At 30.4% G+C, this 26,270-nt stretch carries 29 protein-coding genes; 21 read left to right on the forward strand and 8 right to left on the reverse strand.

Translation table 11 applies throughout. The annotated features are described in order from the left end of the window. Window positions 1-10: 10 nt before the first annotated feature. The 8 genes from yihA to PW5551_RS07050 all read right to left on the reverse strand — a co-directional run bounded on the left by yihA (window position 11) and on the right by PW5551_RS07050 (window position 7,085). Window positions 11-601 carry a ribosome biogenesis GTP-binding protein YihA/YsxC gene (gene yihA / locus PW5551_RS07015; protein WP_113075077.1) on the reverse strand — a complete coding sequence of 197 codons (591 nt, stop codon included), beginning with the start codon at window positions 599-601 and terminating at the stop codon, window positions 11-13. A 4-nt stretch (window positions 602-605) separates the two neighbouring features. Further along, entirely contained in the window at window positions 606-1,082 is a 477-nt protein-coding gene (locus PW5551_RS07020) for a metallophosphoesterase (RefSeq protein ID WP_113075078.1), read from the reverse strand. A gap of 13 nt (window positions 1,083-1,095) precedes the next feature. Further along, complete coding sequence (locus tag PW5551_RS07025; protein WP_113075079.1) at window positions 1,096-1,743, reverse strand: thiamine diphosphokinase; 648 nt, start codon at window positions 1,741-1,743, stop codon at window positions 1,096-1,098. Between the two features lie 17 nt (window positions 1,744-1,760). Further along, window positions 1,761-3,233, reverse strand: a complete 1,473-nt coding sequence (locus PW5551_RS07030) for an NAD(P)H-hydrate dehydratase (protein WP_113075080.1) — start codon at window positions 3,231-3,233, stop codon at window positions 1,761-1,763. Window positions 3,234-3,252: 19 nt separating this feature from the next. Further along, window positions 3,253-4,515 (reverse strand): adenylosuccinate synthase, encoded by a 1,263-nt coding sequence (locus PW5551_RS07035; protein WP_113075081.1) that lies wholly within the window; start codon window positions 4,513-4,515, stop codon window positions 3,253-3,255. Between the two features lie 80 nt (window positions 4,516-4,595). Next, a complete protein-coding gene (locus PW5551_RS07040) occupies window positions 4,596-5,063 on the reverse strand; it encodes a 23S rRNA (pseudouridine(1915)-N(3))-methyltransferase RlmH (RefSeq protein ID WP_113075082.1) in 468 nt (155 codons plus the stop codon). Beyond that, on the reverse strand, window positions 5,060-5,974 hold the full coding sequence (locus tag PW5551_RS07045) for a hypothetical protein (RefSeq protein WP_113075083.1): 915 nt from the start codon (window positions 5,972-5,974) through the stop codon (window positions 5,060-5,062). Before PW5551_RS07045 ends, PW5551_RS07040 begins: the two co-directional genes overlap by 4 nt. A 4-nt stretch (window positions 5,975-5,978) precedes the next feature. Further along, window positions 5,979-7,085 carry an FtsW/RodA/SpoVE family cell cycle protein gene (locus PW5551_RS07050; RefSeq protein ID WP_113075084.1) on the reverse strand — a complete coding sequence of 369 codons (1,107 nt, stop codon included), beginning with the start codon at window positions 7,083-7,085 and terminating at the stop codon, window positions 5,979-5,981. Between the two features lie 135 nt (window positions 7,086-7,220). Between PW5551_RS07050 and PW5551_RS07055 the strand changes: the two genes are divergently transcribed. The 21 genes from PW5551_RS07055 (at window position 7,221) to PW5551_RS07150 (ending at window position 26,222) form a co-directional block, all read left to right on the forward strand. After that, entirely contained in the window at window positions 7,221-7,967 is a 747-nt protein-coding gene (locus tag PW5551_RS07055) for a biotin--[acetyl-CoA-carboxylase] ligase (protein WP_113075085.1), read from the forward strand. A gap of 86 nt (window positions 7,968-8,053) precedes the next feature. Beyond that, the gene (gene hpt, locus PW5551_RS07060; RefSeq protein WP_113075086.1) at window positions 8,054-8,566 is read left to right on the forward strand and encodes a hypoxanthine phosphoribosyltransferase; all 513 of its coding nucleotides are present in this window, start codon (window positions 8,054-8,056) and stop codon (window positions 8,564-8,566) included. Window positions 8,567-8,581: 15 nt separating this feature from the next. Further along, window positions 8,582-9,409 (forward strand): purine-nucleoside phosphorylase, encoded by an 828-nt coding sequence (locus tag PW5551_RS07065; protein ID WP_113075087.1) that lies wholly within the window; start codon window positions 8,582-8,584, stop codon window positions 9,407-9,409. A 12-nt stretch (window positions 9,410-9,421) separates the two neighbouring features. Then, window positions 9,422-10,447: a lytic transglycosylase domain-containing protein gene (locus PW5551_RS07070; protein ID WP_113075088.1), complete on the forward strand. Its 1,026-nt coding sequence runs from the start codon at window positions 9,422-9,424 to the stop codon at window positions 10,445-10,447. A 29-nt stretch (window positions 10,448-10,476) separates the two neighbouring features. Then, window positions 10,477-12,024: a flagellar basal-body MS-ring/collar protein FliF gene (gene fliF / locus PW5551_RS07075; protein WP_113075089.1), complete on the forward strand. Its 1,548-nt coding sequence runs from the start codon at window positions 10,477-10,479 to the stop codon at window positions 12,022-12,024. Between the two features lie 15 nt (window positions 12,025-12,039). Continuing rightward, a complete protein-coding gene (gene fliG, locus PW5551_RS07080) occupies window positions 12,040-13,056 on the forward strand; it encodes a flagellar motor switch protein FliG (RefSeq protein ID WP_113075090.1) in 1,017 nt (338 codons plus the stop codon). Next, complete coding sequence (locus PW5551_RS10190) at window positions 13,049-13,216, forward strand: hypothetical protein (RefSeq protein WP_158526159.1); 168 nt, start codon at window positions 13,049-13,051, stop codon at window positions 13,214-13,216. Before fliG ends, PW5551_RS10190 begins: the two co-directional genes overlap by 8 nt. Then, window positions 13,176-13,760: a hypothetical protein gene (locus PW5551_RS07085; protein ID WP_146738341.1), complete on the forward strand. Its 585-nt coding sequence runs from the start codon at window positions 13,176-13,178 to the stop codon at window positions 13,758-13,760. Before PW5551_RS10190 ends, PW5551_RS07085 begins: the two co-directional genes overlap by 41 nt. Then, a complete protein-coding gene (locus tag PW5551_RS07090; RefSeq protein WP_113075092.1) occupies window positions 13,747-15,075 on the forward strand; it encodes a FliI/YscN family ATPase in 1,329 nt (442 codons plus the stop codon). The genes PW5551_RS07085 and PW5551_RS07090 overlap by 14 nt, the downstream gene beginning before the upstream one ends. Window positions 15,076-15,687: 612 nt before the next feature. After that, a complete protein-coding gene (locus PW5551_RS07095) occupies window positions 15,688-16,467 on the forward strand; it encodes a carbohydrate ABC transporter permease (RefSeq protein ID WP_233488467.1) in 780 nt (259 codons plus the stop codon). Between the two features lie 15 nt (window positions 16,468-16,482). Beyond that, a complete protein-coding gene (locus PW5551_RS07100) occupies window positions 16,483-18,714 on the forward strand; it encodes a carbohydrate ABC transporter permease (protein ID WP_199562249.1) in 2,232 nt (743 codons plus the stop codon). Between the two features lie 107 nt (window positions 18,715-18,821). Next, complete coding sequence (locus tag PW5551_RS07105; RefSeq protein WP_113075094.1) at window positions 18,822-19,073, forward strand: hypothetical protein; 252 nt, start codon at window positions 18,822-18,824, stop codon at window positions 19,071-19,073. Next, a complete protein-coding gene (locus PW5551_RS07110; RefSeq protein ID WP_113075095.1) occupies window positions 19,033-19,806 on the forward strand; it encodes a class I SAM-dependent methyltransferase in 774 nt (257 codons plus the stop codon). Before PW5551_RS07105 ends, PW5551_RS07110 begins: the two co-directional genes overlap by 41 nt. Next, window positions 19,803-20,714, forward strand: a complete 912-nt coding sequence (gene miaA, locus PW5551_RS07115; protein ID WP_113075096.1) for a tRNA (adenosine(37)-N6)-dimethylallyltransferase MiaA — start codon at window positions 19,803-19,805, stop codon at window positions 20,712-20,714. The genes PW5551_RS07110 and miaA overlap by 4 nt, the downstream gene beginning before the upstream one ends. A gap of 24 nt (window positions 20,715-20,738) precedes the next feature. Then, window positions 20,739-20,981, forward strand: a complete 243-nt coding sequence (hfq, locus tag PW5551_RS07120) for an RNA chaperone Hfq (protein WP_113075097.1) — start codon at window positions 20,739-20,741, stop codon at window positions 20,979-20,981. 54 nt (window positions 20,982-21,035) lie between these two features. Further along, a complete protein-coding gene (locus tag PW5551_RS07125) occupies window positions 21,036-21,947 on the forward strand; it encodes a M23 family metallopeptidase (protein ID WP_158526160.1) in 912 nt (303 codons plus the stop codon). A 245-nt stretch (window positions 21,948-22,192) separates the two neighbouring features. After that, on the forward strand, window positions 22,193-23,401 hold the full coding sequence (metK, locus tag PW5551_RS07130; RefSeq protein ID WP_113075099.1) for a methionine adenosyltransferase: 1,209 nt from the start codon (window positions 22,193-22,195) through the stop codon (window positions 23,399-23,401). 53 nt (window positions 23,402-23,454) lie between these two features. Next, a complete protein-coding gene (rpsT, locus tag PW5551_RS07135) occupies window positions 23,455-23,757 on the forward strand; it encodes a 30S ribosomal protein S20 (protein WP_113075100.1) in 303 nt (100 codons plus the stop codon). Window positions 23,758-23,811: 54 nt separating this feature from the next. Further along, on the forward strand, window positions 23,812-24,756 hold the full coding sequence (gene trmB, locus PW5551_RS07140; RefSeq protein WP_158526161.1) for a tRNA (guanosine(46)-N7)-methyltransferase TrmB: 945 nt from the start codon (window positions 23,812-23,814) through the stop codon (window positions 24,754-24,756). After that, complete coding sequence (locus tag PW5551_RS07145) at window positions 24,749-25,747, forward strand: NAD(P)H-dependent glycerol-3-phosphate dehydrogenase (protein ID WP_113075102.1); 999 nt, start codon at window positions 24,749-24,751, stop codon at window positions 25,745-25,747. The genes trmB and PW5551_RS07145 overlap by 8 nt, the downstream gene beginning before the upstream one ends. 25 nt (window positions 25,748-25,772) lie before the next feature. Continuing rightward, entirely contained in the window at window positions 25,773-26,222 is a 450-nt protein-coding gene (locus PW5551_RS07150; protein ID WP_113075103.1) for a hypothetical protein, read from the forward strand. Window positions 26,223-26,270: the final 48 nt, after the last annotated feature.

A 26,270-nucleotide genomic window follows, 5' to 3' on the forward strand; every position in this document is an offset into this window, starting at 1 on the left:
TATTTTGATTTTAACCATTTTCTCCAAGTACTACGCTTATTGTTTTTAAAGCATCTTTTAAACCTTCTTTTGTTTTGGAAGAAATTGGTATATATAAATATTCACCATAGATGGAAAGACTTTTTTTAATATTGTTATACATTTGCACTTTTTCTTTTTTCTTTAATTTATCAGCTTTTGTTAGAAGAAATATAAAAGGTATGTTTAAATTCTTGAGCCATTCAACCATTGTAAAATCAAGTTTTTGCGGTAAATGTCTATGATCGATTAGCAAAAAAACAGTGGTTAAATTTGCCCTGTTTTCAAAGTATTTGTTCATTAATATATTCCATCTTTCTTTTTCTGTTTTTGAAACATTTGCAAATCCATAACCTGGTAGATCTACAAAGTAATATTCATTATTAACCAAATAATAATTTATGGATCTTGTTTTACCAGGATTAGAACTTACTTTAGCGATTTTAATTCCTAAAAGTGCGTTCAAAAAACTTGATTTTCCAACATTTGATCTTCCCGCAAAGGCTATTTCTTTTCTATCAGCGGAAGGAAGACTCCGAATATCATATGCCGTTTTAATTAATTCAACCTTATTTATTTTCAATGCTTCACACATCCTTAATCTGAACTGTTCCTGTCTTAAGCTCTATTATACCATAAGTTGATTTACCTGTTAGCCATCCTGAAAATTCTCCTGGATTTAAGATCACCGTATTGCCAGTTTTTCGTTGTACTATTTCATGGGTATGTCCAAAAAATATATAATCATAAATCCCTGAATTTTCAGCGGCCATTAAAGAATAAGGCTCATGCATCAAAAAGATTTTTTTGTTTTCTTTTTCAATCGTAATGGGACCATTTTTTATTTTCTTTTTGGATTTTTCATATAACAATAGTTTTTCTCCGTCATTGTTACCAAATACCCCATAAAAATCTATTTCATCCTGAATAATATACGGCAAAGTAAATGGAGAAACAAAATCTCCACAATGAAAGATTGTATTAATATTATATTCCTTTACTAACTTCGGAACTTTTTTTATAAGATCCATATTATCATGTGAATCAGTCAAAACTAACCACACTTTTATCCACCTCTTAATGCCTTTTATTTATCCATCTGATATAAATTACAATTCCATTATCAACTGATATTTCAACTTGATTTTCAGCGGCGTAATTGCTTATTCCTAACGATTTAAAATTATCAAGGTTTTTTTTATATAAAGAGTATTTAAACCCTTTTAAAGTTAAACCATAGACGGGTTCACCTATTCTTAGTATCGACCAACTCTCTTCGGGGATTGCTTCTTCTGTTACTTTTTTATTTACTACCCCAATTTTGATATCTTCTTCAAATATGATAGGGTTTAAGTCTATGTATTCAGCCAATAAAAAAATATTTGCCAATTCCTGATCTATTCGGTTTCCTAAAACCCCCGACAAAATTACGTCCTTTTTCTTTTCTTTTCTTAAAAAAATAAGTGCTAATTCTGTATCGATCTCATCTTTTTCCTTAGGAAAATCTAATATAATAGTACCGTTTTCTTTTGCCCATAAAATATCCTCAGTTTTTGCTGAGTCAAAATCTCCCATGAGATAGTTGGGTGGAAAGTTAATTTTTTTGAATATTTCTATTCCGGAATCACATGCTATCGTTAAAGAGGCCTTATTTGTCATTTGCTTATAAAAATTTAATGAGCTTCTTTGGCCAGCTCCTGATATTATGTATATAATTTTCTTCATCCTCCGATAATTCAATTTTATTTTTCTAACTTAATTATGGTTTTGTATATATTATCCGCGATCAACCGTGGAGTTACATAATAGCTTGTGTATTCTTCGGATAAATCACGCGCTGTTTTATAAACTAAATAACTTCCCAAAACAGATGCTTGCATTAGAGGCAGGCCTTGAGCCATAAAAGAACCAATTACTCCAGATAGCAAATCACCTGACCCACCTTTTGCTAGACTGGAATTTCCAAATATATTGAAGTAAGTTTCTTCACCATTAGTAATTATAGTAGTAGAAGATTTATAAACTACTGTACAATCGATTTTTTTTGCGTAATCTTCTAAAGTAAAAACATCGTTTTTAACGTTTTTAAATACTTTCGCTAATTCTCCAACATGAGGTGTTATGACGAAATTTTCTCCTAATTGCGTATTCTCGTCTTTTAAAAGAGCTAAAGCATCAGCATCCAGAAGAAACTTTTTTTTATCCTTATATTGGTTAACTATTTTATCTACAAATCTTATAGCCTTTTCTGTTATCCCAGGACCAATTATTATGACGTTTGATCTTTCTATATCTTCTTTTAGATATAGAACATCATCCTCTTCAAAATATTCTTTATTCAAAGAGTTATAAATAACAGAGGGTTCCAAACCTAAAATATCTGAGGAATCTTGTGGAGTTATTAATTTTACTAACCCAGCACCCGTTCTTTGAGCCCCAATGGCCGTGATTATAGGGGCTCCTGGATATTTTTTGCTACCTGCCAAGATTAATATTGAACCGAATCTATACTTGTAAGAGTCGTTTGGTCTATAAGGTAGTAAGCTTTTTGCTAATTCGTCTCTTATTAATTCCCTATTTATAGAACTTAGTAAAGAGTTATCGAAGGATAAAGGAGCTATTTTTATTTCTCCACAATAGTCTCTAGCGGGATATAATAGATGACCTATCTTTAAAAATCCAAAGGTTACGGTTTCGTCTGCTACTACCGCTTGGCCTAGAATTTCTCCAGTATCAGTTGATATACCAGAAGGTATGTCGATAGAAATGACACGTGCTCCCGCGTTATTTATTTCTTTTATTACTTCGGAAATTTCTCCTTGAACTTCACCTTTTAAACCAATTCCAATTAACCCATCAATTATTAAATCATACTTTTTCATATCTACAGATATGTCTTTGTAATTAAAAATATCAATCTGATACTCTCTCGCTATTTCAAGCTGTTTTTTAAAATCTTTACTTCCTTGTTCGGGGTCTCCAACTATTAGTATTTCTACATCATAACCACGATTTTTTAAAATTCTTGCAGTTGCTACCCCATCACCACCGTTGTTACCTTTGGATACAACTGATAAAATTAATGTAGGGTTATAATTTTCAACTATGTCAGCTACTGCAAAAGCAGCTTGTTCCATAAGAATTTCAGATGATATACCTTTTTCAATAGTTATCTTATCAATATTTTTTGCTTCTTGAGAAGTTAATATTTTCATTATTTAATCACCCCTATTTTCATTTACGGTGAATATTTAACACAAGATGATTTTTAGAACACATTTCTTCTGTCTTTGGACCATACGAAATGTAATCTATATCTACACCTACTTCCTCTTGAATAAAAGAAAGGTATTTTAAAAAGTTAATTTCGTTTGTATCTGTCCAACCATCTAATTCAATATATATCGGTTTAGCAACAAAGAAATCATAAGAAGAGGAGGGGGTGTCTTTTAATTTTCCGTTCACTTCGTAATGAGTACATATTTTTATTTTATCTATTCCATTTAATACATCAGCTTTTGTAATTACAAGTCCGGTTAGTCCTGAACGTATCTTGGCGTATCTTAAAGCAGGTAAATCTAGCCAACCAATTCTGCGAGGCCTTCCTGTAGTTGCTCCAAATTCATTTCCTAATTTTCTTATCTTACTGGCTTCATCTCCAAATATCTCAGTTGGGAAAGGACCTTCCCCTACACGTGTTGTATATGCCTTAAGTACACCGTAGACTTCGTCTAATTCAAATGTTGAGAAACCTACTGAAGAAACCCCATGAGCCATACAAGAAGATGAAGTTACAAAAGGATATGTACCAAAATCTAAGTCTAATAAAACCCCTTGTGCTCCTTCAAAAAGTACGGATGTGCTACGGAAAACTTTCCCCATTTCAACTGCACTTGCATAGTTAACCTTCAACTTTTCCAAATTGTTTCTAGCATTTAATAAATATTCAATAACGTCGTCTTTATTTGATTTTAACTTTTCCCCATATTGGCTCTTTTTTAGGTAATAGATATTATCCAAACGTTCTTCAAGCAATCTTTCATCAAATAAATAGTAAAGTTTTATTCCCTCACGAGAGACTTTATCAGTATAAGCAGGCCCAATTCCCCTTCTTGTTGTTCCAATTGGTTTTTTTCTCATATTTTCGATGATTTCATCCTCTTCTTTGTGCCAAGGTAAAACTAAAAATGTTTCTAAATCTATATAAAACCTAGAAGATATTCCAGGAAAATCATTTTCTAAAACATTAAGTTCATCAACTAATTTTTCTAAATCTAATACCATTCCCGCTCCTAAAAAACCTTTTGAATCAGATCGAGGAGTTATAGAAGGCAACATATGATTTACATATTTTCTGCCTTTATAATATATTGTATGCCCAGCGTTTGCTCCGCCAGAAAATCTCACGATCCATTCAAATTTTTCTGAAAAATAGTTAACAACTTTTCCTTTACCTTCATCTCCCCATTGAGCACCTACTATAGACATTTTATTCATTGATTTCGCATACTGTATGTATGCTTTCCTCCCTTCCATTTCAGAAATACACTTGATTTTTTTTCTTAATTTTAGTTATTTTAATAATGATATTTTTCATTCTTAAGTATTTTATTAGCTCTAAATAATTGTTCTAAAATTAGTAAAACAGATAGTTCATGTGTAAAAGTAAATTTTGATAAAGATATAATCTTATCACAATAATTAAAAATTTTTTTTGAATGTCCTAAAGGGCCTCCAATTAGAAAGTTAATAAATTTTTTACCAGAAGTACTTTTAGCTTTTTCATAAAACTTTGAAAACTCTATTGAGGTTAAAGCTTCGCCATTTTCATCCATTACAATATTGTAGGAGCCAGAAAAATAATCACTAATTCTTGTAAAATCCTTTTCTTTGTATTCATATGGAGACAACTTATTTAAATCTCCTGATAAAGGTATTTGGATTAGTTTTATTTTTTCGTATTTTCCTATCCACTTTAAATACTGATTTATTCCTAATAATATGAATTCACTTTTTATAGGTCCTATTACAATAATACGAGTCAATCTTTGTTCTCTACCTTCATATTTTTAGTTATCTCTGAATTATTTAACAAAATTTCTTCAATTGTAAATAATTCTCCATCCAAATTACCTATCAAACTTCTAAAAGACTGCAAAAACAATTTGCCCGTTAAAGGAGATGAAAGAGTAACCTTTTCAATTTCACAACCGAAGTGATTAATAATCTTTTTTGTTTCGCTATATAATAGATATAGAGATATATCCCCTTCTTTTGCGTTTATAGTCAAACTAAACCTACTGTTTTGCTTTCTTTCCAAAAAAACACTTCCGGGAATGTTTATGATTAATTCTTGCCTTATTTGTTCAGCAAGCCATCTATCAAAAGTACTTATGTGAAACTCTAAGGATATTAAAAAATCTCTTACTCCTATAACTGTGGCACCAGCAGTGGGATGGGGCGTATCGGGCCCAAAATCTGGTTTCCATTCTGGAAGAGCCATTTTTTTTGATAGAAATTCAAACTCACCTTTTCTAATGTAATTAATGTTTTTTCTTTTTTCAGTCTTGGCAGAATTTTCATAAAGATATATTGGTAAACTTAAACTTTCAGCAAGCCTTTTTGATAGTCTTTCAACAAGCTGGTTTGCTTCTTGTGGATTAACGGAAAGCAAGGGGATTATTGGAATTACATCTACCGCTCCGATTCTTGGATGATATCCGGTGTGATTTCTTAAATCGATTTTATCGATACATAATCTGACCATTTGAAATAAGAACTCTTCAATTTGAGGCAAGTCGCCCACTAAACTGATGAAACTTCTGTTGAAATATTCGTCTCTTCTACATGAAATGAACCAAACCCTTTCAAATTTATCAGATAAATGTTTTATTTGCTCTATTATTTCTATATTTTTACCTTCGCTAATATTTGGTAGAGTTTCAATCAGCTTCATAGCATCACCTCGTTATATTCTTTTCAGTCATTAGACCTTTAGTAGCTATACCTAATAATATAGAAAATGAAACAAAAGATGTTCCCCCATTTGATATTAAAGGTAAAGGTATACCTGTAACCGGGAGTATCCCTAAATTCATTCCTATGTTCTGAAACACATGAAAGAATATCATGAACGCTGTTCCTACATAGAAGAGTTCCCAAAATAAATTCTCACTTCTTTTGTAGCCTTCGTACAATCTCCAGATAATAGTTGAGTAGAGTAATAAAACGATACACACCCCCAAAAATCCTAACTCTTCACCAATCACTGAAAAAATAAAATCTGTGTGACTTTCAGGAACTGACTGGGTTAAATTCATATAACCACTCATATAACCTTGTCCTAAAAGTCCGCCCGAACCCACCGCTCTAATAGCCTGAGCTGTATTATAATAATAACTCAAAGAATACTCTTGAGGAAACAAAAATCCTATAATTCTCCCTCTCTGATATTCTTGAAGGTTAAAAAAAATAAACGGAGCGGCTATCAAACCTAATCCCATACTATATTGCCAGACTTTTTCAAAATTACCAGAGACAAAAACAAGAACAAACCATGTAAGTAAGATAATAATTGTACTACTGAAATCAGGTTCTTTATATATTAACAAAGCAGCTAATATTATCATTAGACTTGCAAAATAAAATTTTTTGGAATCCTTTTGAGAAAGTATATAGCTTAAATATAATATAAATACTGGCTTGAATATTTCAGATGGTTGAAATCCAACTGGGCCAATTCTTATCCACCTTCTAGCTCCACTAATTGGAGGAAAAAACAAAACTAAAAATAAAAATAAAACTGTTATGTAAAATAATAAGGGAATATATTTCTTTATAAACCTTTCTGGAATAAAAATTAAAAGGATAAAAAAAATGTTTCCTAAAATAATCCACATAAACTGTTGATTTTCTATTCCTTCCAACGAGCTGTTTATAACTGAACTTTTAACGAACAAATACCCTATAATTTCTAATAAAAAGTATGCTAACATCAATAAAAACTCAACATTTTTAATTCTTTCTTTTCTGCTGTATATAATCTTGCTTATCGGAGAAGAAATCACGAAATTTTCCTCCTTTTTACTTTCTTTCCAAATAATTATATCATATAGAATTTTTAGAATATGCTTTTTCGCTTTTTTATATTATAATTAATAAAGAAATAAATTTGACTTTGTTAAAGGAGGAGCTTTTTTACTGTGATAGGAGATAATCTAATAGTTCTAGATAAAGTTGATTCAACAAATATTTATATTAAAAATCATTGGATAGAACTTCCTTCAGAAACAGTTGTTTGGGCTTTAGAACAGACTCAAGGTTATGGACGTAAAAAGGACAGATGGTATTCTCCCCTTGGAGGGCTTTGGTTCTCTGTTTTGTTTAAACCCCGCAAGAGACCTTTAATCCCATATTATTATGTTAGAATGTATTCTCTGGTAATTTATGATATACTAAAAAATAAGTACAATTTAAATCCTATTATTAAATGGCCAAATGACATCTTAGTTGATGAAAAAAAAATTTGCGGAATTCTAGGTGAAAGTATATACAAGGGGACTTATCCCGCCTGTGTTGTTGTAGGTATAGGTCTAAACGTTAATAATGAATTACCTAATGAACTCAAAGATTATTCAACCAGTTTAAAAAATCTTTTAGGGAAAGAATTATCTTTAAGAAAATTACTCACACAAATAAATCATATTGCTTATCATTCTTATTATTTAAAATATTTTAAAGCCAAGTCTATATCTGCAGTAACTAAGATTTGGTTAAAAAGGTTAAATATAAAAAATGGTGATCCTGTTAAAATCAAAGATCAAAACACGGAAATTATTTCTGGAAGAATCAAAGAAATTCATTCAGATTATTTGGAAATTTTAGATGATTCTGGAAAGAGTAAAAAATATTATTCTGGAGACATAAGTTTATTAAATAAATATGGTTAAATTTATGATATAATCTATCTATAAATAAGTGTTAACACATTTTGGTTTTTTAGTTCTTTTATCTTTCTAATTTGGGGAGGTTTGAAATGCCATTAAAAGTTCTTATTTCAGAAGACGACATTCAAAGTAAAATCGAAAATTTGGCAAAAGATATCAATACTTATTATACAAAATTAACAGAGGAAATAACTGCTGTTTGTGTTTTAAAAGGGTCCGTTAATTTTTTTAGTGATCTTGTGAAAAAGATAAAATTGAATGTTAATTATAATTTTATACAAGTTTCAAGTTATGCTGGTGATATTACTACTGGTAAGGTTAAAGTAAAAAGCTGGCTGGATGAACCTTTGGAGAACAAGCATGTGTTAATCGTAGAAGATATTGTAGATACAGGCAATACTTTGAAATATATTATAAAATATTTAGAAAGGCAAAATCCCTTGTCGTTAGAAATCACTTCCATAGTAATGAAAAATGTTCACCCACATGGGATTAATGTTAAATTTCCGGGATTTGAAATAGGTGATAAATTTATAGTTGGTTATGGTTTAGATTACAATGAAAAATATAGGAATTTGCCTTATATAGGCTATATAGAATAAGGAGGTTATTGATTAATGAATGTTGAAGAATACTTAGAAAAAGTAAAAGAAGCTGCGAAATTTGTGCAAGAAAAAGTCAGCAAGAAACCCAAAATGGCTATTATATTAGGATCAGGTTTAGGGAAAATTTCTCAAAGCTTGGATGAAACTATATCTATACCTTATTCCGAAATACCTCATTTCCCCAGATCCACTGCTCCGGGGCACAAAGGCGAGCTGTTAATTGGACAATTAAAAGGAAAAAATACCTTATTAATGAATGGAAGATTTCACTATTATGAAGGCTACACAATGAAAGAAGTTACTTTTCCCATTCGTGTAATGCAAGAACTAGGCATTGAAACCTTGATAATAACAAACGCTGCAGGAGCTTTAAACCCTGATTTCGAAGTTGGAGTTCCTTGCATTATAACAGACCACATTAATTTTTTCGGAGATAATCCTTTAATAGGTCCAAATATAGACGATTGGGGACCTAGATTTCCTGATATGACAGAAGTTTATTCAAGAAATCTTGTACAAGAGGCTTTTAAATCAGCAAAAAAGCTTAATTTAAAAGTTTATTCTGGTGTTTATTTGGGCTTAAGTGGACCAACTTTTGAAACTCCGGCCGAAATGTCCATGTTGAGAAATTTCGGTGCGGATGTCGTTGGAATGTCTACGGTGCCTGAGGCTATAGTTGCGAGACACGGCGGTATGAATATACTAGGTATAACAGCCATAACAGATAAAGCAGTTCCAGAGCAGCTAAAAGAAGTAACCGCTGAAGAAGTCATAGAAGTGGCCCAAAAGACAGGAGAACAGATTGCTAACTTGATAATGGGCATGATAGATGCCTTTTAAAAGGTGTATCAAATGAAGATTTTTTTTTGTGTTTTAGTTTTATTGATAATTCCACTACAATTTTTTTCGTATTACGAAATATATGATTATCTATTTATGAAACCAAAAAATTATTTGGAGTATAACTCTAATTCTTCAGGAGAGTTTGGTATAGAATTTTATTCTATAAAAAAATATCCTCTAATGGATTCAAATGAATTGTTGTCTAGTGTTTGGTCTCAACAAAGAGATTTGATTGGTGGTCAAATGGTTGTTGAATCATCCAATTATACTCACGCCATTTCATCATCTAAAGCTGTTGGTTTGTTACAATTAAAACCTCAAACTGCAGAAGATCTTTACGTTTACAATTTGTTTGATCCATATGATAATTTAAAAGGCGCTTTAGAATATCATGGATATCTGAGACGTTTATTCAATAACGAAAGGCTGCAGATTATTGCTTACCATGATGGACCCACAGCCGTTATGGCCGGAAGGACCTCTGAAAACGGAGAAAAATATTACGAAAAGGTAAAAGGCGCACAAAATAATTACCAAAACAGAAAAATTTATTCTCCTTATTTTGTTGGAGGCAGATTTTTGTATTCAAAAGAAGATGAAATAAACACAGAATTAATGGGAGGATTGGCATATAGAAAATATGAGATTTATGGGGGTTTGTCTTTCAAAACCCCACCTATTCAAGATCAAATTCAAGATCAAAGTTTTTCTTTTGACTCTTTAGAAATAGATTATAATTACTCTTTTTTGTACTCTCCAAGAACACATTTTGGCTTGGGATTTGAAGGAGAAATATTGCCAACTGATTTACTACTAAGGATTGGATTGCCTTGGCAAAATTTTATATTAAAAGGTCCTAATAATCCAGAAATTATTTATAAACATTCACTAAATAATAATTGGACAACTAAGTTAATGATAAATGAAGAAATTCTTTTAATTTCTGGCTATTTTTCAATAGATTTTTTAGATTTGTATCTTGGATATAATATCTTTGAACATTCAATTAACTTAGGATTTCGCATTTCTTTTTAGACAGATAATATTCTTGGAGGAATGATTAGATGGAAAAGTATATTCAAATAATTAGAGACTGGTGGCAAAATCAAGAAGAAAAACAAAAAAGATTATATATATTACTACTAATAGTATCAGTCGTACTGATTATAGTACTTTCTATAATTCTTTCAAGAAAGAATTATGTTTTTTTTGTTGGTGGATTAGATCAAACAAGTTCCGGAAACATTGTCAGAACTTTTGAGGAAATGGGAATTGAATATAAAGTAGATAATTATGGAAATATTTATGTTGCTAATCAAAACGTTGCTGAATTAAGAATGAAATTAGCAAGTGATGGTGTTTTAGGTTATAATATTTCTGGATACGAACTACTTCAAAATCAAGGTCTTGGGACTACCAGTTACGATAAACAAGTAAATTATCAAATTGCGTTGGAAGGAGAACTCTCAAGAAGTATTGCATCAATGGATAAAATTAGATCAGCACGAGTTCATTTGGTTATACCCCCAAGAACTTATTATGAAGTTGGTGAAACACCCAAAACTTCCGCATCTGTTCTTTTAAATTTGGACCCAGGAGCGTCTATCTCTTCCAATCAAATAAGAGCAATTATTAACTTAGTATCCGGAGCTGTTCCTGGATTAGATCCTGAAAATGTCAAAGTTGTAGATAACTTCTCGAATGATTTAAGTTCTCAAATTGCATTGGGAGATGGAATCAGTAATGCTGATACAAAATTTAAATTAAAAGCAGAAATCGAGAGATATTATAAACAAAAGGTAGAAAATAGTTTACAATCTGTTTTTGGTCTTGGAAATGTCGTTGTGGTTCCTGAAATCGAATTAAATTGGCAAAAGATAGAAGAAGAAAGTAGAAAAGTTGAACCTGTTGTAGATGAAGAAGGATTAGTGCTTAGTACACAAATCAGAAGTGAGCAAAGTAGTTCTTCTCCTTTAGGACAAGTAGCTGGAGTTGATTCAAACATTCCTCCATATTCTTATCAAACACCTACCGGAACAGGTAATTATTACAATAGTTCCGATACGATTATCAATTACGATGTGAATCAAATTTATAGAAGAACTATAGAAGATAAAAGCGGAGAAATTTCTAATAAAAGTATAACTATATTTGTTGATTTTCAAAACAGTAAAGTCCCAGACAGTCAAGATTTAAGAGATCAAATAGCTAAAGCTGTATCGAATGCAGCAGGAACTCCCGAAACAAATATCTCTTTGGTTGATATTCAATTTAATAGAGATATAGAATCGATGCGATGGCAAATTGAAAATGAAATTCAAATGCAAAGACAAAGAATTACTAACATAATAATAGCTATAATTATATTAATCTTTATACTTATTATGATTATAATTATTTCAAGAATTTCTAGAGATCGTAAGGCAGCCCGGCTAGTTGAAGAAAGGAAAAAACAACTCGAAACAAACGTCGAAGATGTCATGAAAGAAAGAGGCGTAGAAGTTCTAGAAGTTTCACCTGAAGAAGAAAAAATAAGGGAAATATTAAATATAGCTGATAGAAATCCTAAAGAAGTTGCTGAAATTATAAGAACTTGGCTTAAAACTCAGTAAAAAGGAGTTTTTGCGATGGCAGAAAAAAACAAAGAGCTGAATGGTTTAAAAAAATCCGCAATTCTTCTAGTCCTTTTAGGTTCTGAAAAAGCTAGTAGAATATTAAAAAATCTTGATGAAGAAGAAGTTGAGCAATTGACTTTGGAAATAGCCAATTTAGAAAAGATCGATGAAAAAACAAAAAAATCTGTGTTGGAAGAATTTGAAGAATATATAAAGGCAAAAGATTACATAAATACTGGCGGAGTAGATTATGCAAGAAAGTTATTGGAGCAAACTTTTGGTCCAGAAAAGGCGATTCAAATAATAGACAGATTAGTATCAAACTTACAAGTTAAACCTTTTGAATTTTTAAGAAAAGTGGATATTTCGCAGATGGTCAATGTATTACAAAACGAACATCCTCAAACGGTTGCACTTATCTTATGTTATCTTCCTTCTCAAGCGGCCGCTCAAGTAATATCTGAACTTCCAGAATCACTCCAAATAAATGTTATAAAAAGGATCTCTACGATGGACTCAGCAAATCCCGATATAGTAAAAGAAATTGAAAGTAGATTGAAAGATAGACTTTCAGCTTTTACTGTACAATCATTTTCTCAAGTTGGCGGAATAGATATTTCAGCAGAGATTATGAATAATATTGATAGAGCTGTGAGTACCAAGATTTTTGAAAAGCTTTCAGAAAGAGATCCCAAGTTATCTGATGAAATAAGAAAAAGAATGTTTGTGTTTGAAGATATTGTAAAGTTAGATGATAGATCTATTCAAAGAATATTACGTGAAGTGGATAGCAAAGATCTCACTGTATCATTAAAAGGAGCAAGTGAAGAAGTAAAAAATATTATTATGAAAAATATGTCAAAAAGAGCTGCTCAAATTATAAAAGAAGAGTTAGATTTTATGGGACCTATTAGGGTAAGAGATGTGGATGAAGCTCAACAAAGAATCATTAATATTATAAGAAAGTTAGAAGAAGCTGGAGAAATTATCATCGTAAGTGGTGGGGCAGGTGAAGAACTAATTGAATAAGAGAATTATAAATAATAAATGGGTCGTACTAGATAAAACTTTTGAAGTTCCATTAAAAGATATAGAAGAACTTAAAAACGATACAAAAAAACTTGAAAATAAAAATTATAATGAAAAAAATGCCAAAGAGATCTTGGCTGAAGCTCAAAAAAAAGGCTGAAAAAATAATCGAAGAATCAAAAGAAACTAGTGAAAAAATTTTAAAAAACGCACAGATTGAAGCTCAAAAATTAAAAAAAGAACAAATTATTATTTTAAATAATAAGAAAAAAGAATTGGAAAATGAATTAGAGGATATTAAAGCGAATTTTCAGAGAATTTCCAAAGAATATCAAATATATATTGAAGAGCTTTCAAAACAAAGTTTTGCTCTTTCAGAAAATGTTATCAAGTCAGTTGTTGAAAAATTTTTAAATCAAGAGCTTGATTCTCCAAATTGGATAGAAATCATATACAAAAATTTTGAAAATAAACTTTCTTCTTTTAAAAATGCAAAAATTAAATTAAGTCCTTCATTTAATAAAGATTATGAAAAATCCTTAAGAGAAAAATTAGGTCAGATTTTATTAATAATGGAAGATACTTCTTTGAAAGATAATCAAATAATTCTTGAAACTGATGAAGGGATTTTTGATTTGACCCCTCAAACATTCATAGAAGACATATTAAGTATTTTGGAGGAGTCTATGAATGAAAACAATTGAGCTTACCCATGTTATAAATAGTTTTAAAAATAAGATTGAAAATAAACCTTTATTTGAGATGCGAGGAAAAGTAAGTAGAATAATTGGAGTTACTATTGAATCAATAGGTCCAAATGTGGCGTTGGGAGATTTATGCAAAATTAAATTGAAAAATGGATCAAAAGTTCTTGCTGAAACTGTTGGTTTTTCAGATAATAAAGTTTTGTTAATGCCTTTAGAAGAAGTTAACGGGATATACGTTGGTTCCCCTGTAGAAAGAATAGATAAAAATATTAATATAAAAGTTGGTCCTGAACTCTTGGGGCATGTATTAGATGGTTTGGGAAGGCCAATTGATGGTTCTACTATCAAGAATTATGAGAACAGAAGTATTTATTCTCCTGCTCCTAATCCTTTAATTAGAAAAAGAATCAAGGAACCCTTATCTGTTGGAATAAAGGCTATAGATGGTTTTTTAACGTTGGGAAAAGGTCAAAGAATAGGAATTATGGCTGGAAGTGGTGTGGGTAAAAGTACATTATTAGGAATGATCGCAAGATATACTGAAGCAGATATCAATGTAATTGGATTAATTGGTGAAAGGGGAAGAGAGGTAAAGGAATTCATTGAAAGAGACCTTGGCAAGGAAGGATTAAAAAAATCTGTTCTAGTAGTTTCAACCTCCGATTCTCCTTCGTTAATGAGAGTCAAATCCCTTTATACTGCTACCACCCTTTCTGAGTATTTCCGTGACCTTGGATATAATGTTTTATTAATGGTAGATTCTATTACAAGATGGGCTATGGCACAAAGGGAAATAGGGTTGTCAATCGGCGAACCACCTACAACTCGTGGCTATACCCCAAGTGTCTTTGCTAATATGCCTAAAATCCTTGAAAGAGCAGGTAATTCAACAACCGGTAGCATGACTTCTATTTACACTGTATTAGTTGAGGCTGATGATATGAATGATCCCATTGGTGATGCTGTAAGAAGTATTGTTGATGGACATATTGTATTATCAAGAAAATTAGCTGATTCCGCTCATTATCCTCCTATAGACATTTTATCAAGTGTAAGCCGATTGATGTCTGAAGTAGCAGATGAAAAACATCTTAAAGCATCTAAATTTTTAAAGGATTTGTATGCAAATTATATTAATTCTAAAGACTTAATTGAAGTTGGTGCCTATAAGAAGGGGAGTAATAAAAAAGTCGACTTAGCTTTAAATGAAATAGAAAACATTAATAACTTTTTAACTCAAGATATAGAAGAAAAAGCGCCCTTTGAAAATACTTTAAAATTATTGGTTGACATTTACGAAAAATATAACTAAAACAATACAGATATCGGAGGTATATAATGAGTCTAAGAGCTGAATTTGTTATTGTTATTTATGTTTTAGCGATTATCTTCGCACTTCTTTTTTTTCGGAGTATTTCCAAAAAAAATTTTAAAACCCTCCAATTACAGAAAAGTTAAAGAAAGCATTTCTGCCTACCTCTACCTTTTACCTTCTTTTGTAATTTTAGGAATTTTTGTCTTCTGGCCTATTTTTTATTCCTTTTATCTTAGTTTCTTCAAATGGGACTTCCAAAATCAAGATAATCCTATTTTTATAGGGTTTGAAAATTATTTGAATTTGTTTAGGTTGAAACAACCTGTGAGTATTGATTTTAATCAGGCTTTTTTCACCACACTTTTAATCTTAATAACCTCTATTTTTGTTTTACATTTGATATTTGATTTAAAAAATATTCAAACGCCTCAAAAAAGATTATTAATAATTATTTCTAGTATATTAGGAGTAATTTCTTTATTGTTTTTTTCCTCAAACTTTTTTTATATTATGATTCTTTCCCTTGTTCTATTGACCATTTACACAATTTTTATCGCCACCAACTCTTTTGGTCAGATTTCCAAAAAATTGTTCCCTCGTATTCTTTTTATGATAGTTTTTTATATCGCCTTTTATTTTCTTGGTGTGCCTGAAATAATAAGATTTTTAAATCTAGCTAAGGAGCAGTCCCTTTTCATAAAAGCTATTTGGAACACCATTTATTATGTTTTGCTTTCAACCCCTCTTACCATTATTCTTGCTTTATTGATAGCTCTGTTATTAAGAAGAAATTTAATGGGAAAAACTTTTTTTAGAACTGTCTATTTTATTCCTTTTGTTACAAGTGTTGTTGCAATATCTTTGGTTTGGCAGTGGATTTTCAACGATAATGGTTTATTAAATTATTTTCTAACTCAAGTGGGTTTTTCGAAAATCCCGTGGTTAAAAGATCAAATATTTACTATTCCAACAGTTGCCATAATATCTATCTGGAAGATGGTTGGTTATTACGCCATAATATTTTTGGCGGGTCTACAAAATATTGATAAAAGTTATTATGAAGCTGCTGAAGTGGACGGTGCTACACCTTTTCAAAAATTTAGATTTATTACCCTACCGCTTTTATCCCCAACAACTTTTTTTATCATAATTGTTGCAATGATAGGTGCTTTTAAGGTGTTCGATGAAATATTTATTTTATATGTTGGAATGCCCGGCCCTTATAATAACAGTGGCATGACAATGGTTTACTACATCTATGATATGTTCTACGTGCAACAACGAATGGGAAACGCTAGTGCTGCAGCTTATGTTCTGTTTGCCATTATTTTATTGTTTACCGTTATTCAAATGAGAGCGAGCCGTAGTAGGATATATTATGAATCTTGAAGGAGGAATCTTCACTTGAGTTATTCTAGATTTATGAAAACTTTGGGAATTGTAGTTGTTTATATTCTTTTAGCTGCTGGTGCTATTGTTATGCTGATGCCATTTGCTTGGATGATAATAACTTCCTTAAAAACAAGCGGAGAAATAAATGCTTGGCCACCCACTTGGACTACAAAAAATTTCAGTAATGAATGGGATTTGAAGTTGGTCCCGGACTCTTCTATTTCTGGTCCAAGAACCGGCTTGAGTTTATCAGAATTCAGAACTTTATCAACACAACAAAGCTTTAATCCTGATAAAATAGTATACAGAATTGATGGAGATTTTGTTAGAAGAGGTGAAATAGAACTATTATTTGAAGAGATTAATTATTCTGAAAACTATGATGTTGATCCAGTATTATTAGATATATATCAATACTTAGAAAATGTTCAGGTACGAGATGATTTAGCAAATTTATTTGTTCCAAAAGATTATTCTTTAGAAAACTTCGAAAATATTTATTTTGCTCTTTTTTCCCAGGAAAACGGGTATTTCAAACAAACCTCAACGATAAGAAGAATACAACAGACCCTAAACAAAATTCAAAGTTTCTTAGATGTAACCCTTGAAAGAAATATCAATATCTTACCTTATTTTAGAATAAATGATAACATGTCTCAACAAGAGATTGAACATGTTTTAGAAAGAAAGGATTTTTTTTCTCAATATCTTTTATCGATTAAAGAAAACATTGAGGTCTTAGATTTTAAATTGAGAACTTTTACACCCGAATTAAGAATTATCAATCAAAATGAAGTTCAAGAAATTATAGATTTATTGGCAGATTTTTTATCGAATATATATACATTCGATGATAATATACTTTCTAATACCAACACTCTAATAATGAGAAATATATACACTCCAATTATGGACGATATTAATACTCTAACTTTTTTCCTTTATTTTATTGAAAAATATGAGTCTTTGCAAGACATAAAAATACAAGATGTAAAAATAGCATTTGAAGTTCCAAATAAAGATACAATGTATAAAAATATCATTGATGAAATTACAAAATCCCAATTTCCAGAAGAATTTAAACAGATTGTTATTAGGGAAGCCAACAAACAAAATATTGAAAATTTAAATGCCGAAATTGTATCATTACTTGAAAACGACATTATAGACGATATAGCTCAAAACTTAGTTCAAAGACCAAGCGAATTATCAATTTATATAAATATTATTAGAACTTTATCTAATAAAAACACCCCTCTTGAAGATGCCCAAAAAGCACTTTCGCAATCTGATTATAATTTTCTAATACAAAATATTTCAAACAAAGAAAGTGAATTAAATAGAATATTGGAAAAAAGAAAAGAATATGATAAAATATTAACGGATTTCGATAAATTTTTTCTTAATACTATTTCCAAAGTAAATATTGTAGAAGCTCCTTCCTTTATAGATTATATACTGTATAAAAATGATTCAACTATAGAAATTTACACAAACAATGTTCCTGCTATTTGGTTGCTTGATGAAACTCCCAATGCAAATGTCGGTTATTCTTTTGGGCAAGTTTTAGCGAATATTTTTCAAAACTATGTTGATGCTTGGAATGCTGCTCCATTTTCCAAATATTATTTAAATACTATATTTGTTGCATCAGCTACCACAATTTTAGAAATTATATTTGCATCTATGGCAGCTTTTGCTTTTTCAAAATTAAATTTTTGGGGTAAAGATTTCATTTTCATTACTTTTTTAGCAACCATGATGATACCCGGGGAAGTACTTTTAGTTCCGAATTATATTACAATAAGCAGATTTTCATGGATAGATAGTTATTATGCATTGATAGTTCCCTGGGTTATTAGCGTTTTTGCGATTTTTTTAATTAGACAGCAGTTTATGACCGTGCCCAATGAATTATGGGATGCAGCCAAGATAGATGGATCCTCTAGTTGGAGATTTTTATGGACTGTTATGGTTCCTTTGAGCAAACCCGCTGTTATGACGGGAGCACTATTAAAATTTGTCGGTAGTTGGAATGCATTTTTATGGGTTTTAATAGTTACAAAAAGTCCTGAAATGAGAACTTTATCTGTAGGATTACAGAATTTTAGAACAGATGCAGGAGAAATATATAATCTTTTGATGGCAGCTTCCACTTTCACTATGATACCGATAGTTATCTTATTTTTATTTTTACAAAGATATTTTATAGAGGGAATTGCAAGAACCGGATTAAAAGGCTAATTTTATTATGGAGGGGGTTAAAAATACCTCTTATTGAGATAGATTCAAAAAAAACTAATAAAAGAGCCTCCTTTAAAAATAAAAAAGTTAAAAATTATGCTTTATTATTGAGAGTAATTTTTTTTGTTGCTATTTTTTTTATAATAGGATTTACTTTTTTTCAGATATATAGGCAAATAAATCTATATTATGAATTAAGGAACACATACAACCAATTAAATTCACAAAAAGAAGTTCTAAACAAAAATATTGAAGAAAGAAATGACTTTCTTTCTGAGTTGAGGAATAGGTTAGCTGAAAAAGGAGTCGAATTAAACGATGGAGAAATTGAACAAATGGATCTTTACAACTTCCCATAAACCTAACTTCCCACAAATAAAAAAATCTAATGATTTATCAAAAAAATATAATGGGTTTTATGTTGACAGAAGGAAATTAAAAGAAACGATAAAAGAAGAAAATTTTTATTTTGTGGTGGAAAAAGATTTAAATTTAATCTGTCAATGGAAGGATGGAAAATTATTTTTCCATCCTTCTGTTTCAAAAATAAGATTAAATAATTTTTTAAAAAATGGAATCGACTATCTAATTAATTCCATGAAACCCAATAAGAGTGATATTGTTCTTGATTTAACCTTTGGGCTGGGAAGTGATGCATTGTTAATTGCTCATTTTTGCAAAAAGATAATAGGATTAGAAGCGTCTTTCCCTATATATCTTATAACTAAAGAGAATATCCAAAATTATAATTATAAGGAAAACTGGATGAAAGAGGCATCAAAAAAAATAGAGATTTTTAATCAAGACTATAAAACTTTTCTAGAAAGACAACAAGAAAATAGTTATGATATAGTTTACTGTGATCCTATGTTTGAAAATCCTCAATATAAATCAAATTCTATAAATCCTTTAAGAAAATTTGCAAGCTATGATAAAATTACTGAGTATGATATAGAAAAGATGATTAAAGTATCAAAAAAAAGGGTTGTTATAAAAGCTAGAGCAAATGACAGTGTCTGGAAATTATATAACTTTGATAGGAAAATCGGAAGCAAGAAAAGCCAAGTTTTATTCGGAGTGATTGAGAAGTGAATAAGGTTTTAATAATAGCTGGTCCTACGGCTGTTGGAAAGACAGAAATATCAATTGAATTAGCTCAAAAGATTAATGGGGAAATTATATGTATGGATTCACGCCAGATCTATAAACAATTAAATATAGGCACCGCTCGCCCAAGTGAAGAAGAAGAGATTAGTGTTCCTCATCATTTATTTGGAGTTATAGATATACAAGACCATTTTACAGCATTTGATTATAAATTTCTTGCGGAAAGAAAAATCAGTGAAGTTTTATCAAGAAATCGAATTCCTATTTTAGTAGGAGGAACAGGGCTATATATAGATGCTTTGAAAAAAGGTTTTTTAAATGTGAAATCAGATTACGGTTTAAGAACTTATCTTAGAAAATTGGAAACCAATAATCCGGGAATATTAAGAAAAATTTTAGTAAATTTAGACCCGGAAAGGGCTTTAAAAATTCACCCAAACGATATTAAAAGAATTATTAGAGCCCTGGAAATATTCATAATAACGGGCAACAAAATGGGTGACGTTATTAAAGTAAATCAGGAAAATAAGAAAACATATGATTATATAATATTTATAATAGACAGAAACAGAGAGGAACTGCACCAAAGAATAAACAGTAGAGTTGAGAAAATGTTAGAAATAGGGTTAATAGATGAAACTAAAGAAATTTTAAATTTTGGATATTCACCAAATCTAAACGCTTTAAATACTATAGGTTATAAAGAAGTGATACAATATTTACACAGACAAATTGATTATGAGAGTATGGTTCACAAAATAAAAGTAAACACTCGAAATTATGCCAGAAGGCAAATAATTTATTTTAGAAAGATAAAAGATAAAAAATGGATTAATATTTCTGAAACCGACTACGAAAATCTATATAATATAATAAGAAATAGATTTCTTTAATAATATTATACGAGGGGTGATAGTATGTCAGAAAAATTCAATTTACAAGATCGTTTTCTAAACATTCTTAGAATAAATAAGATCGAAGTAAAAATTTATTTGGAGGGGGGATTTCAAACTAGTGGAGTAGTTAGATCATTTGATGATTATACTATACTTTTAGAAAAAAGTGGTGAACAATCATTGGTCTATAAGCATGCTGTAAAGATGATGGTTCCTTCTAAATATATAAAACTGTTTCAAGATCAGCCTTCAAAAGAAGCTTGAGGCTTAGGATAACTTATATTATTTTTATTAAGTAATTATTCGGAGGTAATGAATTTGAAAAAATTTATCCTAATAAATTTTTATATTTTTGTAGTTGCAGTTTTAATGATTTCACAATTATTTGAACCACCAATAAAAAATTCGTATATAACATCATCATTTGGAGAATATAGAAACACAGGTCCAAATTCTCACTTTCATTTGGGAACCGATTTTTCTACATTTAATAGAAAAGGTGAACCAGTTTATGCAGGAGCAAGTGGTTCTGTTTATAAGGTTTGGATTAACGATCCATTATACGGTAACGCTGTTTTTTTGTATCATGAAAGTTCAGATTTAATTAGTAATTATGCTCATTTATCAACTTTCTCACAGAAGATTTCTAAATATACACAACTAGTACAAAATGAATTTGGAAATCAGAGAATTGAAATAATATTTCCCAAAGGAGAGATACCAGTTACTGTAAATGAAGTTATCGCTTATTCTGGCGATACAGGAGAAGCATTAGCTCCTCACTTACATTTTGAAATATTAAAGGAAATTTCGGAGGAATTAATTCATTATGATCCCCTAGAATTTCTTGATTATCAAGAAACTAGAAGTAAATCCTTAGAATTGATAAGAATTAGATCTGCTAATAAATATTTTGAAATAAATGAAAATGGAGATACGTTAGTAGAATACACAGGCTTTTTCCCTAGAATAGAAGTACACGTTAGAGAAAAATTAGGAGATAATTCAACAATTTTACCCAAAAAAGTTTCCCTTTATATCAATAATATTTTAACCTTCAAACTAGATTTCAGCAAAATTAAGGAAGAAGAAGCATACTCAGCAGATATTGTTTATGGATACGGCTCAACTCATAGTGTTTATTGGTTGAAAATGTATTCAGATGAAAATTTAACTCCTATTGTTGTTAATGATTTTTCGGCCTTTTCCAATCTTAATTCTCCACTTTGAACGGGAAAATAGTGTTAGAGGATATTTGGGGAAATGAAAAAAGTTATAACTTAAAATTCATAAAACAATAATAATTTTTGTTTTACATTTTAAATATTAACATTGGATAATGTTTATTCACTTGAAGGATAGTTTTTTTTTGATATAATTTAACTCGTGGTATTTTACAATGTTCTATATATATATGCCTAATCGATTTAATAATCAATATATCATCTCCAATAAAATCCGAAGGAGGAAAAAGTGTGAAAAGAAAGCTTTTTACCAGTGAAAGTGTTACAGAAGGACATCCTGACAAAATATGTGATCAGGTCTCAGATGCTGTACTAGATTCTATACTAGAGAAAGAATCAGAAGATAATAGAATAAATGCAAGATGTGCTGTAGAAACTTTAGTAACTAGAGGTTTGGTTGTAGTAACTGGAGAAGTAAGAACAACCGCTTACATAGATGTACCTACTTTAGTTAGAAATACTATTTTAGATATTGGTTATAACAGGGCTAAGTTTGGATTTGATGGAGAAACTTGCGCCGTCGTTACTTCAATCGAAGAACAATCCCCAGACATAGCTTTAGGAGTGGATAAATCTTTAGAAGTGAAATCTAAAGAAAAAGATCAAGACCCATATGAAAAAATAGGAGCTGGAGATCAAGGTATAATGTTTGGTTATGCAACCAACGAAACTGATGTTTATATGCCTTTACCCATAGTTCTGGCTCACCGATTATCTAAGAAATTGACAGATGTTAGAAAATCAAACGAATTGGAATTTTTGAGGCCAGATGGAAAAACTCAGGTTACAGTAGAATATGATGAAAATAATAATCCAATTGCTATAGAAACTGTTCTCATTTCAACACAACACTCTCCTGAAATTTCTAGGAATGAGTTAGAAGAAACTATAAAAAAATACGTTATTGAACCCGTTATACCTGAAAATCTAATGACAAAGCATACAAAAATTCTTATTAATCCTACCGGAAGGTTTGTAATTGGTGGACCTCAGGCAGACACTGGTTTAACTGGAAGAAAGATAATCGTTGATACTTATGGAGGTTGGGCTCCACACGGTGGAGGTGCTTTCTCAGGCAAAGATCCAACCAAAGTCGACAGATCAGCGACTTATATGGCAAGATACGTAGCCAAAAATCTTGTAGCAAGTGGTGCAGCTGATGAAGTATTAATTCAGCTTTCTTATGCTATAGGTGTTGCGGAACCAGTATCTATTAACATCGACACCAAAGGCACTGCGAAAGTAGATGAAGAAAAACTATATAAAATTGTTAGAGAAATATTTGATTTTCGACCCGCAGCTATCATTGAAAAACTCAATCTTTTACAGCCTATATACAAAAAAACTGCTGCTTATGGCCATTTTGGCAGGAATGATATAGAGTTCCCTTGGGAAAGGTTAGACAAGGTAAGGGAGTTAAAAGTTGCTTTAGGTTTATAGTATTAAGAAAATAATATTTATTCATATAAAAAAAATAGAGGAGGAATCAAAAATTGCCAAATAAAAAATCTGCTGAAAAAAGGGTAAAACAATCTGCAAAAAGAAGGCAAAGAAACAAAGGGTATCAAAAAAGGATAAAAGAAATTTCTAAAGAAATTGAAAAAAAGATTAAAGAAAATGCAGAAAGAGAAGAACTTCTTCAATTGCTAAGTAAAGCATTCAAAGTAATAGACACAGCTAAATCAAATGGAGCTGTTCATAGAAACTATGCCGCAAGGAAAAAATCCAAACTACATTTCAAGGTAAAAAAGTATTTGGGTGAAGTGTTAGAAGAAGAAGTTTCAGCCGCTGAATAATTTGGTAAGAAAAAAAATAGGAGAATTACCCCTATTTTTTGGAGGAATATGGAATTGAATTCTTTTTTAGGAAAATATCAAGTCTACCCAAATAAAATAGACGAATATCCTATACTATGGAACAAATTTTTTTCAAACGATAAAAAGTTGGTTGTAGAAATTGGTTTTGGCGGTGGAGAATTTTTAGTAGAACTAGCAAAAGCTAAACAAGATTTCAACTACATAGGAATTGAAAATTCATTAACTTCTTGCCATAAAATTCAAAAAAAAATATATAGAAATAATCTAGATAATGTTAGAATAATTTTTGAAGATGCAAAGTTTGCTTTAAGAGAATTTTTTGAAGATGATTCTGTAAATAAAGTGATAGTTAATTTTCCCTGTCCGTGGCCAAAGAGAAAACATAAAAAACGAAGACTTTTTGATGATAATTTTATAAAAACATTGTCTTGCGTACTAGAAAAAGGCGGAGAATTTATTCTAACAACTGATGTTCTTAGGTATGCAACTCAAGTTAAGTTTGATTTTGAAAGCGACGGATCTTTTAAAACAAGTGAAATAGTTGAAGATTTTCAACTTCCCTTCAAGACAAAATACCAAAATAAATGGGAAAAAGAAGGAAGGAAAAAATATTTATTTAAGGCTGTTAAAAGCAATAGAAAAGAAATTAAAAGGTTTTTAAGAGGAGCAAATAATTTGCCACATAAAAAAATATCCAATCCAGATTTTACAAAATTAAAGACTCTAGTTGGTTTAAAGAGCACATTAGATAATTCAACTTTTATTATAAAAGATTTATATACAAAAGTGAATAATCCTGAATATTTATTAAAAGTTTTTTCTGATGATGAAGGATTTGAACAAAGTTATTTTATCTCTATTGTTAAAACTAACAATGAATGGTTAGTGAAACTTGATGATATAATAAAAGTATACAGAACACCAGCAGTAAAAGAATCAGTGCAATTTATAGCCCAGGAGATAGAAACTGATGTCTAAAATCACGGTTTTAGGTGCTGGGAGTTGGGGAACAGCTATAACAAAACATTTAAATGAAAATGGCCATACAATAACTGTGTGGGATAGAGATGAAGATGTCCTCAAAGATATAAAAAAGGGTAAAAATTCACGATATTTAGCTAACGTAGAAATAAAAACAGAAAGGATTATAGTTGAATCTAATATAAATCAAAGTTTAAAGGAAGCAGAAATTATAGTATTGGCAATACCCGTCCAATTTATAAGAAATATCTTGAAAATAATAGATGCAAATAATATTAAAAAAGATGCGATCTTTGTCAATTTAGCAAAAGGAATAGAAATAGAAAATCTAAAAACTCCAAGTGAAATATTTTATGAATACTTTCCTGATTTCAAGTATTGTACTATAAGTGGCCCTAGTCACGCAGAAGAAGTTGCTGAAAATGTTCCTACATCGGTCGTAGTTGCTGGCAAAGACAAAAGTGTTAACCAATTTTTACAACGTATTTTTAGCAATAGAACCTTTAGAGTTTATTCCAATAACGATTTAAAAGGCGTTGAAATAAGTGGAGCCCTAAAGAATATATATGCAATTGGCGCAGGTATTATTGATGGCTTAGGTAAATGGGATAATACCAAGGCGGCTCTTATTACTCGTTCTTTAGTAGAAATTATTCGATATGCTTCTTATTATGGAGGCAAAAAAGAAACGTTTATGGGATTAGCAGGAATTGGCGATTTAGTCGTCACTTGTACAAGTCCTCATAGCAGAAATAGATATGTGGGAGAGATGTTGGAAAAAGGTAAAAAATTACAGGATATATTGAATAAGATGCCCATGGTAGCCGAAGGAGTTTATACTGCTAAAGCGGTTTATAATGATGCAAAATCAAGAGGAATTGATATGCCAATTGCTTTCAAAATTTATGAAACATTATATACAGATTTAGAACCTAAAAAGGCAATTTATGATTTGATGACTAGAGATTTAAAATCTGAATTTTATTGAATTAAATACATAAGGAGGAGTTTAAATGCAGGTTTCTTTAGATCAATTGTTACAGATGTTAATGGCTCGATTAGAAAGTTTGGAAATGTCAGTTGAGGACTTGAAATTTAGAACTAATATATCTTTAAGAATGTTGAGAAAGAATGATAACTTAGATTTAGAAAAGGTAAAACAAGTGGTTAAAGAGGAATTAGAAGCATTAAATCAACTTAGCGAAGAAGAGATGGACATCAGTGAAGATAGAATAGATGAAATTGCTAAAGGCATTGTTCAATGGATTGATAATGATTTAGAAGAACTAAAAGATAGACTGTCTGATTACCAAGAGAAGTTGAAGCAATTATTGGAAGAGGAAGAAGCAGGCAATAATATAAGTATCGCCTCTCCCGAACTCTTAAAACAGTTGGAAAAAACCCATTTAAACAATAAACGAGGAAAAAGCGGCGGTAATAAAGATAATATAATTATTCCTTAAATCTAGCCCTAAAAACCGGCAAAAGAGTTGCTGGTTTTTATTTTTTAT

It is taken from the genome of Petrotoga sp. 9PW.55.5.1 (genome assembly GCF_003265365.1).
GTDB lineage: Bacteria > Thermotogota > Thermotogae > Petrotogales > Petrotogaceae > Petrotoga.

Coding starts and splice junctions, on each gene's coding strand:
- PW5551_RS07085 (WP_146738341.1), top strand. CDS start 13,176: ATGCCAAAGAGATCTTGGCTGAAGCTCAAAAAAAAGGCTGAAAAAATA.
- fliF (WP_113075089.1), top strand. CDS start 10,477: ATGGAAAAGTATATTCAAATAATTAGAGACTGGTGGCAAAATCAAGAA.
- PW5551_RS07065 (WP_113075087.1), top strand. CDS start 8,582: ATGAATGTTGAAGAATACTTAGAAAAAGTAAAAGAAGCTGCGAAATTT.
- PW5551_RS07145 (WP_113075102.1), top strand. CDS start 24,749: ATGTCTAAAATCACGGTTTTAGGTGCTGGGAGTTGGGGAACAGCTATA.
- PW5551_RS07095 (WP_233488467.1), top strand. CDS start 15,688: ATGATAGTTTTTTATATCGCCTTTTATTTTCTTGGTGTGCCTGAAATA.
- PW5551_RS07150 (WP_113075103.1), top strand. CDS start 25,773: ATGCAGGTTTCTTTAGATCAATTGTTACAGATGTTAATGGCTCGATTA.
- hfq (WP_113075097.1), top strand. CDS start 20,739: ATGTCAGAAAAATTCAATTTACAAGATCGTTTTCTAAACATTCTTAGA.
- PW5551_RS07030 (WP_113075080.1), bottom strand. CDS start 3,233: ATGAAAATATTAACTTCTCAAGAAGCAAAAAATATTGATAAGATAACT.
- PW5551_RS07090 (WP_113075092.1), top strand. CDS start 13,747: ATGAAAACAATTGAGCTTACCCATGTTATAAATAGTTTTAAAAATAAG.
- PW5551_RS07070 (WP_113075088.1), top strand. CDS start 9,422: ATGAAGATTTTTTTTTGTGTTTTAGTTTTATTGATAATTCCACTACAA.
- PW5551_RS07110 (WP_113075095.1), top strand. CDS start 19,033: ATGGAGAAATTGAACAAATGGATCTTTACAACTTCCCATAAACCTAAC.
- PW5551_RS07045 (WP_113075083.1), bottom strand. CDS start 5,974: ATGAAGCTGATTGAAACTCTACCAAATATTAGCGAAGGTAAAAATATA.
- PW5551_RS07025 (WP_113075079.1), bottom strand. CDS start 1,743: ATGAAGAAAATTATATACATAATATCAGGAGCTGGCCAAAGAAGCTCA.
- fliG (WP_113075090.1), top strand. CDS start 12,040: ATGGCAGAAAAAAACAAAGAGCTGAATGGTTTAAAAAAATCCGCAATT.
- hpt (WP_113075086.1), top strand. CDS start 8,054: ATGCCATTAAAAGTTCTTATTTCAGAAGACGACATTCAAAGTAAAATC.
- PW5551_RS07035 (WP_113075081.1), bottom strand. CDS start 4,515: ATGAATAAAATGTCTATAGTAGGTGCTCAATGGGGAGATGAAGGTAAA.